The organism is Siccibacter colletis, from assembly GCF_000696575.1.
In the GTDB taxonomy this organism is placed as follows: Bacteria; Pseudomonadota; Gammaproteobacteria; order Enterobacterales; family Enterobacteriaceae; genus Siccibacter; species Siccibacter colletis.
In genome coordinates, this window is sequence record NZ_JMSQ01000039.1 from 268915 (window position 1) to 283012 (window position 14098).

A 14098-nucleotide genomic window follows, 5' to 3' on the forward strand; every position below is an offset into this window, starting at 1 on the left:
GGGGTTTTGATATATTTAAAACTTAGGACTTAGTTGAAGCACATTTGAGGTGGTTATGAAAAAAATTGCATGTCTTTCAGCACTGGCAGCCGTACTGGCTGTTTCCGCAGGTACTGCAGTAGCAGCGACCTCCACCGTTTCTGGCGGCTACGCGCAGAGCGATTACCAGGGTGTTGCTAACAAAGCTGGCGGTTTCAACCTGAAATACCGCTACGAAGAAGATAACAGCCCGCTGGGCGTAATCGGTTCTTTCACCTACACCCAGAAAACCGACGATCGCTTTGACAGCAGCAACAAGTCTCAGTATTACGGTCTGACTGCAGGTCCGGCTTACCGTCTGAACGACTGGGCGAGCATCTACGGTGTTGTCGGTGTTGGCTACGGCAAATATCAGAGCCATGACTACCCGTACAGCGACACCACCAGCGACTACGGCTTCTCTTACGGTGCGGGTATGCAGTTCAACCCGATCGAGAACGTCGCTCTGGACTTCTCCTACGAGCAGAGCCGCATCCGTAACGTGGACGTTGGCACCTGGATCGCAGGCGTCGGCTACCGCTTCTAATCGCCTCCGCGCGATAATAAAAATCCGCCCTCGGGCGGATTTTTTTTTGCCTGCATTCCTTACCGGGTGCCGACATCAAAAAGATCGCTGCCCAGATGAGTGTAATCGACTTTTTTAAGTTTAAAGCTGGTGATGTACACCGGCCCGGCTTTTTGTTCTGAAGTAAAGCGATAGCGGTTCACGATCTTTTTGGTTTTGATGCCGGTCCACTGGGAGAAGAACATCAGAAAATCATTGGCCGAGCGGCGGGCTTTTATCCGGCGATGGGTTTTGTCGTCGCTGGAGATAACCATAAACGGCACCTGAAAGTTTTGCTGGAACCGATCGTCATGGGCCAGATACTGCACGCGGGTGCCGCGCTCTTTAAACGCCAGACCGTGATCCGAAAAGTATGCCAGCGAAAAACTCTCCCCGGCGCTGCGCAGCTGCTGGTAAAGACGCGCCAGCAGATCGTCCGTCCGGGTCATGGTATGCAGGTAGCACGAGGTCTCTTTCGACTGCACGAAGGTGGTGTATTTTCCCCCCGTGCGGTCGCAGGCCTGCGGATGTGAACCCATCAGATGCAAGACGATCAGCTGCGGCGGGCTGCGTTTAGTCGACAGCACCTGCGCCGTCATCTTCAGCAGCGCGTCATCGCTGCTGTTTTTATCCGCTTCGAAATCGCCGCTTTTCAGAAACTGCACTTCGTCAGCGCGCTTCGCGATACTGGCGATGGCGGTGTCGTATTCGCCAATCTGCCCCTGGTTCGAGAACCACCAGGTCTGGAAACCGGCGCGGTTGGCGAGGGTGACAAAATTATCCTGGTACTGCGGCTTATCATCCACCACCCGGTTGAGCGTCAGACCGAGGGATTTTTGTGTGGAGCCGCTGGCCGCCACGTAATCCATAAACAGCGTGCCGTTAACGCTGCTGGCGAACGGCGTATTGTTCCAGTGCCCACCAAACGCGCCGAGCGCATCCCGACGTGCGCTCTCGCCGATCACCACCACATAGGTGTGGTAGCGTGGCGCAACGCTCAGCACCTGCCAGGTATCCTTCATCTGCGACAGCTGCGTCATGCGCGCCTGTTCGTCCAGCACCTCGGCGTTATTTACCACCACGTCCTTCACAAAGCGAAACACCGGATAGCCGGTATCCTTCAGCGCGAACACGCCGCCGTGCAGCAGGTTTTGCACCGGGGTAACAAAGCAGGCGGCAACCGCAATCGCGAGACACAGATGATCGTGCCACTGCCAGCCGCGGGTGGGAGAGGGGCGACGGCGCACGGCGATAATTCCCAGCCCGAATATCAGCAGCGATACCAGATAGCTGTACCAGGGAAAAATGGTCAGCAGCTCTTTCGACTCTTCCATATTGGTGGCGTACAGCGCCAGCACGGTATTGAAGTTGGGCGCGCCGTAGGCCTGACCAAACGGGAAATAGAGCCCGGCCACCAGTGAGCACAGCGCCAGCAGCGCTTTCTGCCCGCGCGGCGTCACCTGCCAGAGCAGCATCAGGATGGCGCTGAACGCCAGCGCGTAGAGCAGGCTAAACGGATAGCCAAGCGCAAGGTTTATCAGCAGGGCGTGTAAAAAGTAAAAACCGGTCCACGGGGTGAGGGCGAAGCCACGGGCGGCAGGGGTCTCTTTAACCGTTACGTTCATATACCAACATCAGAAAAACGCCATGCGTAAACCCTGGCGTCAAGGGTCACAATCCTGCCTGAAATTCACAGCGAAGAGGAGGGAGGCTCGCATCCGTGCGCCGCAACCTGTGCGGGCTGCGAGAAGATAATGCCGGCCTGGAATAAGGTCAACTGCTGTGTTGCGATGCTTTTGCGAGACGGATTACAAATCCAGCAAAATGAAGAATAAAAGCGGGTGAACGTTGAAATATAAGGAAAGGGAAAACAGAAAAAAGGAAATGAAAAAGTGAACCGCGCGCCATGTGTGATGAAAATTAGCGACGCGGTTTGTCGTCCTGCTGCGGTTTGCTGCTCAGCATATCGCACAGCATAGTGACCAGGCGTAACCGGACCTGGAACGGGGAGTGGGAAAACACGCGCATACACCTCGTAAATTCGTTCATCGGGGATCTCCTTACTGACAAGGCACCTGCTCAATCCATGAACTGTTGACTGCAATACATACAGATATAGCACAGGCTATATTAGTTAGCTACGGCTATTTCGGAATTTATTTGTGCCGCACCGCGCCTGGTTTACAATGACGCCCCGATGACAATAAGAATCAACGCGCCACGAGATGAGGAAGTGCTATGAGCCGTCAGAAAAAAGTGACGCAGCTGGTCAATGTTGAAGAGCACGTTGAAGGATTTCGTCAGGTTCGCGAAGCGCACCGCCGCGAGCTGATTGATGACTACGTTGAACTGATTTCCGATTTGATCCACGAGTCGGGTGAAGCGCGGCAGGTGGATATGGCGGCACGGCTGGGCGTGTCTCAGCCCACGGTGGCGAAAATGCTCAAGCGGCTGGCGAGCGTCGGGCTTATCGAGCAGATCCCGTGGCGCGGCGTGTTTCTGACCGCCGAAGGCGAGAAGCTGGCCCAGGAGAGTCGCGAACGTCACCAGATTGTTGAAAGCTTCTTGCTGGCGCTGGGCGTCAGCCCGGACACCGCCCGCCGCGATGCCGAAGGTATGGAGCATCACGTCAGCGAAGAGACGCTGGCGCTGTTCCGCCGCTTCAGCGACGAGCACGGGAAGCGTTAATCATGCTGAATCTGCTGCGGCCCTTCCTGCGGGACCGCTTTCTACACCTGCTGTTAATTACCGGCGCGATACTGATGGGTATCGCGCCGTTTCATTTTGTCGATCTGCCCTCCGCTATCGACTGGCACACCATCATTACGCTCGCCGGGCTGATGATGCTCACCAAAGGCGTCGAGCTGAGCGGCTGTTTCGACGTGCTGGGGATGCGCATGGTGAAGCGCTTTGCCAGCGAGCGCCAGCTGGCGCTGTTTCTGGTATGCGCCGCAGCGCTGCTCTCGACCTTCCTTACTAACGATGTGGCGCTGTTCATCGTGGTGCCGCTCACCCTGACGCTGAAAAAGCTCTGTGCCATTCCGGTAAGCCGCATCATCATCTTTGAAGCGCTGGCAGTTAACGCCGGGTCGCTGCTGACGCCCATCGGCAATCCGCAAAACATCCTGCTGTGGGGGCGCTCCGGCCTGTCGTTCCTCGATTTTACCTGGCAGATGACGCCGCTGGCGCTGGTGCTGTTCGCCAGTCTGCTGGTGGTGTGCTGGTTCAGCTTTACGTCTGCACCGCTGGTCTATCAGGCGCATGAGAAGTCCCATCCCTGGCAGCCGCGGCTGATTTGGTGCAGCCTGGTCCTTTACCTGGTGTTTTTAGCCGCGCTGGAGCAGAAGCTGGCGCTCTGGGGGCTGGGTGTGGTGGCGCTGGGCTTTCTGGTGATGGCGCGTCGGGTACTGACCGGCATCGACTGGAGCCTGCTGGCGGTGTTTATGGTGATGTTCATCGACGTGCATCTGCTGGTCAGCCTGCCGGCGCTGAATACGCTGCTGACGCCGCTCAGCCAGGCCTCGCAGATGACGCTGTTTGCCAGCGCGGTGGGCCTGTCGCAGGCGATCAGTAACGTGCCCGCTACCATTCTGCTGCTGAACTACGTGCCGCCTGACCGGCTGCTGGCCTGGGCGGTGAATATCGGCGGTTTCGGGCTGCTGCCCGGCTCGCTGGCAAACCTGATTGCCCTGCGAATGGCGGGCGATCGCCGCATCTGGTGGCGTTTTCACCTTTATTCCCTTCCCATGCTGCTGTGGGCGGCGCTGGTCGGCTTCGGACTGTTCCTTATCAGTTAATGCGCAATTGTCAGTTTTTCCTGGCAAATGTATAGCAACGTCCTAATTTTAGATAACGGTGTCATTGTGACGCCGTTATCTGACAGGAACGTTGCTTATCTATGGCTGAAAATAACTCCACTCCTGACAACGAGCAGGAGAATAACAAGCAGGGCGCCCGTAAGCGCCCCGGTAAAAAACCGCTGATCATTTTAGGTGTGGTCGTGGTGGTGATGATTATCGTCGCTGTGGTGTGGTGGTTTATGACCCGCAATGAAGAAACCACCGATGACGCCTTCACCGATGGCGACGTGGTCACCGTGGCGCCGAAAGTCGCGGGCTACGTCACCGACCTGCGGGTGAAAGACAACCAGCGCGTGAAGAAGGGCGATCTGCTGGTGGTCATCGACCCGCGTGATGCCAGCGCCCAGCGCGATCAGGCCCGGGCGCAGCTTGGCCTTGCCACCGCGCAGCTGCATCAGGCGCAGGCCCAGCTGGCGCTGTCTAAAGTGCAGTACCCGGCCCAGCGCGATGAAGCCCGGGCGCAGGTGCTGAAAGCCCAGGCGGATTACGCCAACGCCCAGGCGCAGTACCGTCGCCAGCGCGGCGTCGATCCGCGCGCCACCACGCAGCAAAACATCGATACCGCCAGCGCCCAGCTGCGCAGCGCCGAGGCCCAGCTCGCCAGCGCCAAAGCGCAGCTTGAGGTCGCCGACCAGATCCCGCTGCAAATCCGCCAGCAGGAGACCAACGTCGAAGCGCGTCAGCGTCAGGTTGAGCAGGCCCAGGCCCAGCTGGAGACCGCCGAGCTGAATCTCTCGTATACCGAAGTGCGCGCCCCGTTTGACGGTTTCGTCACGAAGCGCAACGTGCAGCCCGGCACCCTGGTGCAGGCGGGCAGCGCGCTGTTCTCGCTGGTTTCACCGCAGGTATGGGTGGTGGCGAACTTCAAGGAGTCGCAGCTGGAGCGCATGAAGCCCGGCAACCCGGTGAGCATCAAGGTCGATGCCTGGCCGGACATGGAGCTGTCCGGGCACATCGACAGCATCCAGCAGGGCAGCGGATCGCGCTTCTCCGCGTTCCCGGCGGAAAACGCCACCGGCAACTTCGTGAAAATTGTGCAGCGCGTGCCGGTGAAAATTGTCATCGATAAGGGGCTGGATGAGAGCCGCCCGTTGCCGCTGGGGCTGTCTGTTGAACCTAAGGTGACGCTCGAATGACCGACGCGCACCATGAAAACTGGCAGCCTGCCAGTAATCCGTGGGCGGTGGCCATTGTGGTCACCCTCGCGGTATTTATGGAGATCCTCGATACCACCATCGTTAACGTTGCCCTGCCGCATGTGGCGGGTTCGCTCTCCTCAAGCTACGACGAATCCACCTGGGTACTGACCAGCTATCTGGTGGCGAACGGCATCGTGCTGCCGATCTCCGCTTTTCTCAGCCGGGTGTTTGGTCGCAAGCAGTTCTTTTTGATCTGCATTGTGATGTTTACCGTCTGCTCCTTCCTGTGCGGCATCGCCACCGAGCTGTGGCAGATGATCCTGTTCCGCATCCTGCAGGGCTTTTTCGGCGGCGGGCTGCAGCCGACGCAGCAGTCGGTACTGCTCGACTACTTCAAACCGGAAGATCGCGGCAAGGCGTTTGGTCTGTCGTCCATCGCCATTATCGTTGCGCCGGTGCTCGGCCCGACGTTAGGCGGCTGGATCACTGATAACTACTCCTGGCGCTGGGTGTTTTTCATCAATATCCCGGTGGGCATTGTCACGGTACTGGCGATCTACCAGCTGCTGGAAGATCCGCCGTGGGAGCGCAAATCAAAAGAAAAACTCTCCATCGACTGGAGCGGCATCGGGCTTATCGCCCTCGGGCTGGGCTGCCTGCAGGTAATGCTCGACCGCGGCGAGGATGACGACTGGTTTTACTCGAATTTCATCCGCCTGTTCGCGGTGCTGACGCTGATCGGCATTATCGGCGCCATTTACTGGCTGCTGTACGCCAGAAAGCCGGTGGTGGATCTGCGCTGCATGAAGGATAAAAACTTTGCCGTCTCCAGCCTGTTGATGGCGGGCATGGCGATGATCCTCTACGGCAGCTCGGTGGTGATCCCCCAGCTGGCGCAGCAGGATCTCGGCTACACCGCGACCTGGTCCGGGATGGTGCTGTCCCCGGGGGCGGTGCTGATCGTGCTGACTATTCCGCTGGTGCTGAAACTGATGCCGATTGTCCAGACGCGCTTTATCATCGCCTTCGGCTTCTTCTGCCTGGCGGCGGCGTTTTTCTGGTCGCGTAACCTGACGCCGGATATCGATTTTGAAACCCTGGTGCTGTTCCGCAGCGCCCAGTCCATCGGCCTCGGTTTCCTGTTCGTGCCGCTGACTACCATCGCGTTTATCACTATCCCGCGTCAGCTCAACGCCGACGCCTCGGCGCTGTTTACCATGTTCCGTAACGTCGCCGGCTCAATTGGCATCTCGCTCTCCACCGCCGCCATCACCGAACGCTCCCAGGCGCACAGCGCCTATCTGAGTACTCACGCGTCGCCGTTTAACGAGCAGTTCCAGCAGGCGATTCGCAGCTCGGCGCAGGCGATCCGCGACTTCACCTCTCAGGTGGGCGACCCAACCAGCATCGCTACCGGGCAGATGTACCAGACGACGATCGAGCAGTCGCGGTTCCTGGCTTACGTGGATGTCTTTACGCTGTTGAGCCTGGTAGCGGTCATCCTTATTCCGTTTTGTTTACTGCTTTCGCCGGTCAAGAGCGAAGGCAGCGCAGGAGCACACTAAATGAAGAGGAGCTTTACGCCCACGCTGACCCTGATTGCGCTGCTTACCGGCTGCGCCGTCGGGCCTGACTACCAGCCCCCGGCACCGCAGACGCCGGGCAGCTGGCACGACAGCGCCGATAATGGCGTCGCGTCGCGCACCCGCAGCGACGCCATCAATCCGCGCTGGTGGACCACCTTTAATTCACCGCAGCTCAACAGCCTGATCGAGCGCGCTATCGCTGGCAATCTGTCGTTGCAACAGACGGTGCTGCGCATTGCGGGCGCACGCGAGCAGATCAATCAGGCGCGGGGCGCTTTCTTCCCGGCGGTGAACGGTAATCTGCAGGCCAACCGCCAGCAGCTCGGCCTGAAAGGGGAGCTGGAATCTCATGATGTTTATGACCAGCTTGACCAGGTCGATCCTGAACTGCGCGGCGCGCTCGGCCCGCTGACCCAGCCGATTAACCTCTATCAGGGCAGCTTTGATGCCCAGTGGGAGCTGGATCTGTGGGGCAAGGTGCGGCGTCAGGTGGAAGCCGCCGACGCCCAGCGCCAGGCCGCCATTGAGCAGCGTAACGACGCGCTGGTGTCGCTGGAGGCGGAAGTGGCCCGCGCCTGGCTGCAACTGCGCGGGGCGCAAAGCATTATCGCGACGCTCAGCGCCCAGATTGCGTCGGCGCAGCAGACGCTGGAACTGACACAGAACCGCCAGCAGGGCGGCCTGTCGCCGCAGCTGGATGTGGAAAATGCCCGGGCGCAGCTGGGCAATCTCGAAGCGCAGCTGCCGCAGTACCAGGCCCAGGAGCGTCAGGCGATGAACGGCCTGGCGATCCTGCTGGGTAAAACCCCTGGCGCACTGGACAGCGAACTGCGCAGCGTTCAGCCGCTGCCAACACTGCCGGATATCGTCGCAACCGGTATTCCCGCCACCCTGGCGCGCCGTCGCCCGGACGTGCGTGAAGCCGAAGCCAACCTGCACGCTGCCACCGCTCAGATTGGCGTGTCGGTGGCGCAGCTGTTCCCGGATCTGACGCTGCGCGGCCAGTTTGGGATGCGCAACAGCGAAGTGGACTGGCTGGATGACTGGAGCAGCCACTTCTATAGCGTGGGTCCCCAGCTGTCGATCCCGATTTTCCAGGGCGGACGGCTGGTCTCCAGCGTGAAAGTGGCGCGGGCGCAGCAGGGTGCGGCGGTACTGCAATATCGCCAGACGGTACTGACCGCGCTGGGCGATGTGGAGAACGCGCTGGTCAGCTATCGCACCGACCAGCAGCGTGAAGCGGGGCTGGATAAAACCATCGAGGCGCTGCAAACCGCGTTCAACCTCGCAAGCGACAGCTACCGGCAGGGCATGGCAACCTTTATCGACGTGCTGGACGCCCAGCGCCAGCTCTCGCAGGCAGAGCAGCAGCGCGCCCAGGCGCGGGTGCAGAGCAGCCTCGATCTGGTGGCGCTGTATAAGGCGCTCGGCGGCGGCTGGGAGCCATACCAGCAGGTGCGCATGCCGGATTACAGCGTGTTTGGTGACGCGCCGCGCGGGTAAGTTCTTCAGGCATAAAAAAACGGGCGGTGATTTCTCACCGCCCGTTTTTATTGCTGACGACCTGCGCCGCCAGCCAGGGTTAGTTCAGGCGTACCGGCATACCGGAACGGTTCTGCACCGCCTGCTCAACCACGTTCTGATCGACGTCGGTCTGACCGGTGATGGTCTGCACCGCTTTGGTCAGGGTGACCGGCACAATCTCTTTACCGGTGAACTGCTCTTCGGTGGTAGAGAGTGGGTTATGCACCTCGATATAGCGGCTGCCGTCCGGCTCGGTAGTGGCTTTCACCGGCTCATCGATAAACTGCACGCGAGTACCAACCGGTACGTTCTGGAACAGGAACTTGATGTCTTCGTTACGCAGACGCACGCAGCCGTGGCTCACGCGCAGGCCGATACCGAAGTTGGCGTTGGTGCCGTGAATAGCATACAGGCGGCCAATGTAGAGCGCGTACAGGCCCATCGGGTTATCCGGACCGGCTGGCACCACCGCTGGCAGCGGTTCACCCGCGGCCGCGTATTCGGCGTGCATCTTGGCGGTCGGCGTCCAGGTCGGGCCAGCTTTCTTACGCTCAACCTTGGTTACCCAGTTGATCGGCGTGTCTTTGCCGAGCTGGCCGATACCGATAGGCAGCACGATCACCGTGTTGGTGCCTTTCGGGTAGTAGTAAAGGCGCATTTCAGCACTGTTGATCACGATGCCTTCGTGCGGGGTATCCGGCAGGATCAGCTGCTGCGGAATGGTGAGGATGGAGCCAGGCTTCGGCAGGTACGGGTCCACACCCGGGTTGGCTTCCATCATGTTGGACAGCCCCATCTGATACTCAGCGGCGTAGTATTCCAGCGGCTGCGACGCGCCTTCCGGAATGGTGATCACCTGGTTCTGGCCTATCAGACGGCTACCATCTGTCGGCAGGGGATAAGTTACGGCTGAGGCGGTTTTGCAAAAACCAACCACCGCAAATGCTGCCAGTAAAAGAGCGCGTATTTTCATAGTCATTTATGTTTTTAGATTCAGTGTCTGTGCCACACAGACCAGTTGTTGAGTAAAGGGGGTGACAGTCCGGGAGCGCATTATATGTGCATTCCTGAGCGCAGGGAATTCAGATGTGGATGAAATCACAATTTTCCTTCTTTAATTGCCCGACGCCGCCCAGGGGAATCTCGGGGCGATCTGTAATCTTAATTATGGCATAATGCGCCGTTTATCACATTTCTACCCAGGACAATACCGTGTTAGTTAGCAGCAACGTCACCATGCAGTTCGGCAGTAAGCCGCTGTTCGAGAACATTTCCGTCAAGTTTGGCGGCGGCAACCGCTACGGCCTGATTGGCGCCAACGGCAGCGGTAAATCCACATTTATGAAGATCCTGGGTGGCGATTTAGAGCCGACGCTGGGCAACGTCTCCCTCGATCCTAACGAGCGTATCGGTAAGCTGCGCCAGGATCAGTTCGCCTTTGAAGCCTTCACCGTGCTCGACACCGTGATCATGGGCCACGGCGAGCTGTGGGAAGTGAAGCAGGAGCGCGACCGCATTTACGGCCTCGCCGAGATGAGCGAAGAGGACGGCTATAAAGTGGCCGATCTCGAAGTGCAGTACGGCGAAATGGACGGCTACTCTGCCGAAGCCCGCGCCGGTGAACTGCTGCTTGGCGTTGGTATTCCGGTTGAGCAGCACTACGGCCCGATGAGCGAAGTGGCGCCCGGCTGGAAGCTGCGTGTGCTGCTGGCCCAGGCGCTGTTCTCCAACCCGGAAATTCTGCTGCTCGACGAACCGACCAACAACCTGGACATCGATACCATTCGCTGGCTGGAGCAGGTGCTGAACGAGCGCGACAGCACCATGATCATCATCTCGCACGACCGTCACTTCCTGAACATGGTCTGCACCCACATGGCGGATCTCGACTACGGCGAGCTGCGCGTGTATCCGGGCAACTACGACGAGTACATGACCGCTGCCACCCAGGCGCGCGAGCGTCTGCTGGCCGATAACGCCAAGAAAAAGGCGCAGATTGCCGATCTGCAGTCCTTCGTCAGCCGCTTCAGCGCTAACGCATCGAAATCACGTCAGGCGACCTCTCGCGCCCGCCAGATTGATAAGATCAAGCTGGAAGAGGTGAAGGCCTCCAGCCGTCAGAACCCGTTCATCCGCTTCGAACAGGACAAAAAGCTGTTCCGTAACGCGCTGGAAGTGGAAGCCCTCACCAAAGGCTTCGAAGACGGCCCGCTGTTTAAAAACGTCAACATGCTGGTGGAAGTGGGCGAGAAAGTCGCGGTTATCGGCACCAACGGCGTCGGTAAATCCACACTGCTGAAAACCCTGGTGGGCGATCTCGACGCCGACAGCGGCACCGTGAAGTGGTCTGAGAACGTGCGTATTGGCTATTACGCCCAGGATCACGAATACGAATTCGAAAACGACCTGACGGTATTCGACTGGATGAGCCAGTGGAAGCAGGAAGGCGATGACGAGCAGGCGGTGCGCAGCATCCTTGGACGTCTGCTGTTCAGCCAGGACGACATCAAGAAGCCGGCCAAAGTGCTGTCCGGTGGTGAAAAGGGTCGTATGCTGTTCGGTAAGCTGATGATGGAGCGCCCGAATATTCTGGTTATGGATGAGCCGACCAACCACCTGGATATGGAATCCATCGAATCGCTGAACATGGCGCTGGAGCACTATCAGGGCACCCTGATCTTCGTCTCCCACGACCGTGAGTTCGTCAGCTCGCTGGCGACCCGCATCATTGAGATCACCCCGCAGCGCGTGGTGGACTTCTCCGGCGGCTACGAAGATTACCTGCGCAGCAAAGGCATCGACGGTTAATTCCCGCCGTCCAGACCCAATGCAAAAAAGGCGAGCCGCTGGCTCGCCTTTTTCTTTTGCAGCAGCATGTAGGGTGGGTAAGCGTAGCGCACCCACCTATGGATACGCAGCAGCGGCGGGTGTGCAGGCTTACCCGCCCTGGAGGACTTTTGCAGCAGCATGTAGGGTGGGTAAGCGTAGCGCACCCACCTTTGGATATGCAGCAGCGGCGGGTGCGCAGGCTTACCGCACCCAGCGGTCGGTTTCTTCGCCGTTAATCACCAGCCGGCGGGTTTCCCCCGACGGTAATGACACCGTCATCGCCTGCCACGCCGGGCGGTAATCGCCGGTGGCGGAGACTGTCAGGTGAATGGCATCGGCGGTGCACCGCATCTCCCACTCCACCCACAGCGCGTTGCCGTCTTTATAGCCCCAGCTTTCGCCATCGTCTTCAAACAGCAGCCCTTTGCTGCACCCGTTGCCTTTCACCGGGAACAGCTTCAGTTCGCGGGCATCGTCCTGTTCAGCGCTCACATGGGTGAGGCGCTCGCTGAGCGGCAGCCCGGCCCCGGCGCGCACCAGCAGCGGCAGAGTTTCCAGCGGCGCGTCAAGCGTCACCCACTGACCGCCGCTGTACCAGGCCCCGGTGTAAAAGTCGTACCAGCCGCTGGAGTTGTCCGGCAGCCAGACGCGGCGCGTGCGGGCGCCCGGCTCCACCACGCTCGCCACCAGCAGGTCGCGGCCCAGCATGAAGTCATCGCACTCCTCGAAGGTCTGCGCATCCTGCTCGTGGTCGAGGAAGGTCGGGCGCAGCATCGGCTCATCATCGGCGTGCGCCTGCCACAGCAGGGTATACAGGTAGGGCAGCAGGCGATAGCGCAGCTCGATGGCGCTGCGGATCGCCGGGGTCACCGCCGGATACATCCACGGTTCGTTGACCGTCTGGTCATCATTCCACGAGTGAATGGTAAAGCGCGGATGCATCACGCCGTTCTGCACCCAGCGCACAAACAGCTCGGCGTCGGGCTTGTCGCCGGAGAAACCGCCGACGTCGTGACCGACGTTGTACAGCCCGGACAGGCTCATCCCCAGCCCCATCTGGATGTTGTAGCGCAGGGTCTGCCAGCTGGTGCGGTTGTCGCCGCTCCAGGTCTGGACGTAGCGCTGCATCCCGGCGCAGCCGGAGCGCGAAATCAGATACGGACGTTTATCCGGCGCGAAACGCTGCTGCGCTTCCAGCGAGGCGCGCATCATCAGCAGCGGCATCACCGGCCGGATATGCTTGATGGCAACCGGGGTGCCGAAGCCGTGACAGCGCGCTTCGCCATCCCAGACTTCATACTCATTGTTGTCGTTCCAGGTGGAATCGATACCCATCTCCAGCAGCTGCGTGGTAACCCCGGTCTGCCACCAGGCGATGGTTGCCGGATTGGTGAAGTCGAGGTGCGATCCTTCATCGTCCCAGAAGCTGGAGATCTCCGGCCCGTCACGCTCCGAATCACGAATAAACAGCCCCTGCTGCGCCACTTCCTGATAGCGCGGGTGATCGTGCAGCAGGCACGGCTTGATGTTGGCCGCCAGCTTCAGCCCGGCCTCGTGGAACGCGGCGGTCATCTGCTGCGGCTGCGGCACCTTGTCGTAGTTCCAGTTGAACACGTAGCGCTTATTGTTGATGGAGGTATACCCGGACGAGAGCTGGAACGAATCGCAGGGGATAGCGTGCTCCTGGCACAGCCGGATAAAGTTTCCGAGCTGCACCTGGGCGTCCGGCGCGTCGGTGTAGTGCATGGTGGAGCCGCTGTAGCCGAGGCTCCACTTCGGGCCGAACAGGGTTTTCCCGGTCAGCCGCACAAAGGCTTTGGTGACGTCGAGTGCCCGCTCGCCGGTAAACAGGTAGTAATCAATATCCCCGGCTTCCGCCTGCCAGCGGCGGTAGGGAGCATGGTAGTTGTCGATCTCATTCCCGAGATCCAGCCAGCAGCTGCTGAGGTTGTCGTAGAACAGCCCGAAGCTCACCGCGTCGCGGCGCGTCAGGGTGAAGGGAATGTGTTTGTAGAGCGGGTCGGTGCTGAACGCGTTGTAGCCCATCGCATCCAGATTGCGCATCTCGTAGCGTTTGCCGTTGCGCAGCAGCGGGCCGGCTTTTTCGCCGAGGCCGTAGTAGCGGTCATCCGCCGCCCGGCGCTGGTAGTGCGCCACCCCGTCGCCGTGGGCGTTGAGCAGATAGGCGCTGGTCGGACGGTCGCTGACCAGCGGCTGCCACTCGCCCGCGCCATTGCGGTAGTGCCACTCCAGCCACAGCGGCTGGTGGATGGTGACGCGCAGGCGGTCGGTGGATACCGTCAGCTGGTGCGCCTCCTGCTCCAGCTGCCAGGCCGGCAGGCTGAAGCCGGAGAGATCCTCGCGCGGGCGTCCCTCCCAGGGGACGTCCTGCTCCGGGGCGATGCTCCAGGTGCGATCCAGCGCCAGTTCGCCTTTGCGTTTAATCAGTACGCGAAACAGGTTTGGCTCCAGCACGTAGAGGCAGAGCTGGTGTTGCCCGTCCACGTTAAGCACCACCCGGTGCGCATCGGTGTGTTCTGTGGTCCAGTTCTTCAGGGTTTTCATTCCACTCGTCCC

At 59.9% G+C, this 14098-nt stretch carries 11 protein-coding genes; 7 read left to right on the top strand and 4 right to left on the bottom strand.

Annotated elements, in window-relative coordinates:
* Positions 1-55: 55 nt before the first annotated feature.
* Entirely contained in the window at positions 56-565 is a 510-nt protein-coding gene (gene ompX, locus ET34_RS0120240; RefSeq protein WP_031525090.1) for an outer membrane protein OmpX, read from the top strand.
* 59 nt (positions 566-624) lie between these two features.
* Here ompX and ET34_RS0120245 read toward each other — a convergent pair whose 3' ends face one another.
* Positions 625-2208, bottom strand: coding sequence for a phosphoethanolamine transferase (locus tag ET34_RS0120245; protein ID WP_031525092.1), 1584 nt, complete (start codon positions 2206-2208; stop codon positions 625-627).
* A 295-nt stretch (positions 2209-2503) separates the two neighbouring features.
* Positions 2504-2632: a manganase accumulation protein MntS gene (gene mntS / locus ET34_RS21170; protein WP_035891818.1), complete on the bottom strand. Its 129-nt coding sequence runs from the start codon at positions 2630-2632 to the stop codon at positions 2504-2506.
* A gap of 189 nt (positions 2633-2821) precedes the next feature.
* Between mntS and mntR the strand changes: the two genes are divergently transcribed.
* The 5 genes from mntR (at position 2822) to ET34_RS0120275 (ending at position 8671) form a co-directional block, all read left to right on the top strand.
* Complete coding sequence (gene mntR, locus ET34_RS0120255; RefSeq protein ID WP_031525094.1) at positions 2822-3271, top strand: manganese-binding transcriptional regulator MntR; 450 nt, start codon at positions 2822-2824, stop codon at positions 3269-3271.
* On the top strand, positions 3271-4380 hold the full coding sequence (locus ET34_RS0120260) for an SLC13 family permease (RefSeq protein ID WP_031525096.1): 1110 nt from the start codon (positions 3271-3273) through the stop codon (positions 4378-4380). Before mntR ends, ET34_RS0120260 begins: the two co-directional genes overlap by 1 nt.
* A 101-nt stretch (positions 4381-4481) precedes the next feature.
* Positions 4482-5579 (top strand): HlyD family secretion protein, encoded by a 1098-nt coding sequence (locus tag ET34_RS0120265; protein WP_031525098.1) that lies wholly within the window; start codon positions 4482-4484, stop codon positions 5577-5579.
* Positions 5576-7147 carry a DHA2 family efflux MFS transporter permease subunit gene (locus ET34_RS0120270; protein WP_031525099.1) on the top strand — a complete coding sequence of 524 codons (1572 nt, stop codon included), beginning with the start codon at positions 5576-5578 and terminating at the stop codon, positions 7145-7147. Before ET34_RS0120265 ends, ET34_RS0120270 begins: the two co-directional genes overlap by 4 nt.
* Positions 7148-8671 (top strand): efflux transporter outer membrane subunit, encoded by a 1524-nt coding sequence (locus ET34_RS0120275; RefSeq protein WP_031525101.1) that lies wholly within the window; start codon positions 7148-7150, stop codon positions 8669-8671.
* 79 nt (positions 8672-8750) lie between these two features.
* Here the strand turns inward: ET34_RS0120275 and ldtB are convergent, their stop codons facing one another.
* A complete protein-coding gene (ldtB, locus tag ET34_RS0120280) occupies positions 8751-9671 on the bottom strand; it encodes a L,D-transpeptidase (protein ID WP_031525103.1) in 921 nt (306 codons plus the stop codon).
* A gap of 233 nt (positions 9672-9904) precedes the next feature.
* Here ldtB and ET34_RS0120285 point away from each other — a divergent pair, with 233 nt between their 5' ends.
* A complete protein-coding gene (locus tag ET34_RS0120285) occupies positions 9905-11500 on the top strand; it encodes an ABC-F family ATPase (RefSeq protein WP_031525105.1) in 1596 nt (531 codons plus the stop codon).
* Between the two features lie 222 nt (positions 11501-11722).
* On the opposite strand, the gene ET34_RS0120295 is transcribed toward ET34_RS0120285, so the two are convergent.
* Positions 11723-14086 (bottom strand): glycoside hydrolase family 31 protein, encoded by a 2364-nt coding sequence (locus ET34_RS0120295; RefSeq protein ID WP_031525106.1) that lies wholly within the window; start codon positions 14084-14086, stop codon positions 11723-11725.
* Positions 14087-14098 lie beyond the last annotated feature (12 nt).

What these genes read in the sequence shown, in the direction of transcription:
- ET34_RS0120265 (WP_031525098.1), top strand. Translation starts at nt 4,482, where the DNA reads ATGGCTGAAAATAACTCCACTCCTGACAACGAGCAGGAGAATAACAAG.
- mntS (WP_035891818.1), bottom strand. Translation starts at nt 2,632, where the DNA reads ATGAACGAATTTACGAGGTGTATGCGCGTGTTTTCCCACTCCCCGTTC.
- mntR (WP_031525094.1), top strand. Translation starts at nt 2,822, where the DNA reads ATGAGCCGTCAGAAAAAAGTGACGCAGCTGGTCAATGTTGAAGAGCAC.
- ET34_RS0120270 (WP_031525099.1), top strand. Translation starts at nt 5,576, where the DNA reads ATGACCGACGCGCACCATGAAAACTGGCAGCCTGCCAGTAATCCGTGG.
- ldtB (WP_031525103.1), bottom strand. Translation starts at nt 9,671, where the DNA reads ATGACTATGAAAATACGCGCTCTTTTACTGGCAGCATTTGCGGTGGTT.
- ET34_RS0120275 (WP_031525101.1), top strand. Translation starts at nt 7,148, where the DNA reads ATGAAGAGGAGCTTTACGCCCACGCTGACCCTGATTGCGCTGCTTACC.
- ET34_RS0120295 (WP_031525106.1), bottom strand. Translation starts at nt 14,086, where the DNA reads ATGAAAACCCTGAAGAACTGGACCACAGAACACACCGATGCGCACCGG.
- ET34_RS0120245 (WP_031525092.1), bottom strand. Translation starts at nt 2,208, where the DNA reads ATGAACGTAACGGTTAAAGAGACCCCTGCCGCCCGTGGCTTCGCCCTC.
- ompX (WP_031525090.1), top strand. Translation starts at nt 56, where the DNA reads ATGAAAAAAATTGCATGTCTTTCAGCACTGGCAGCCGTACTGGCTGTT.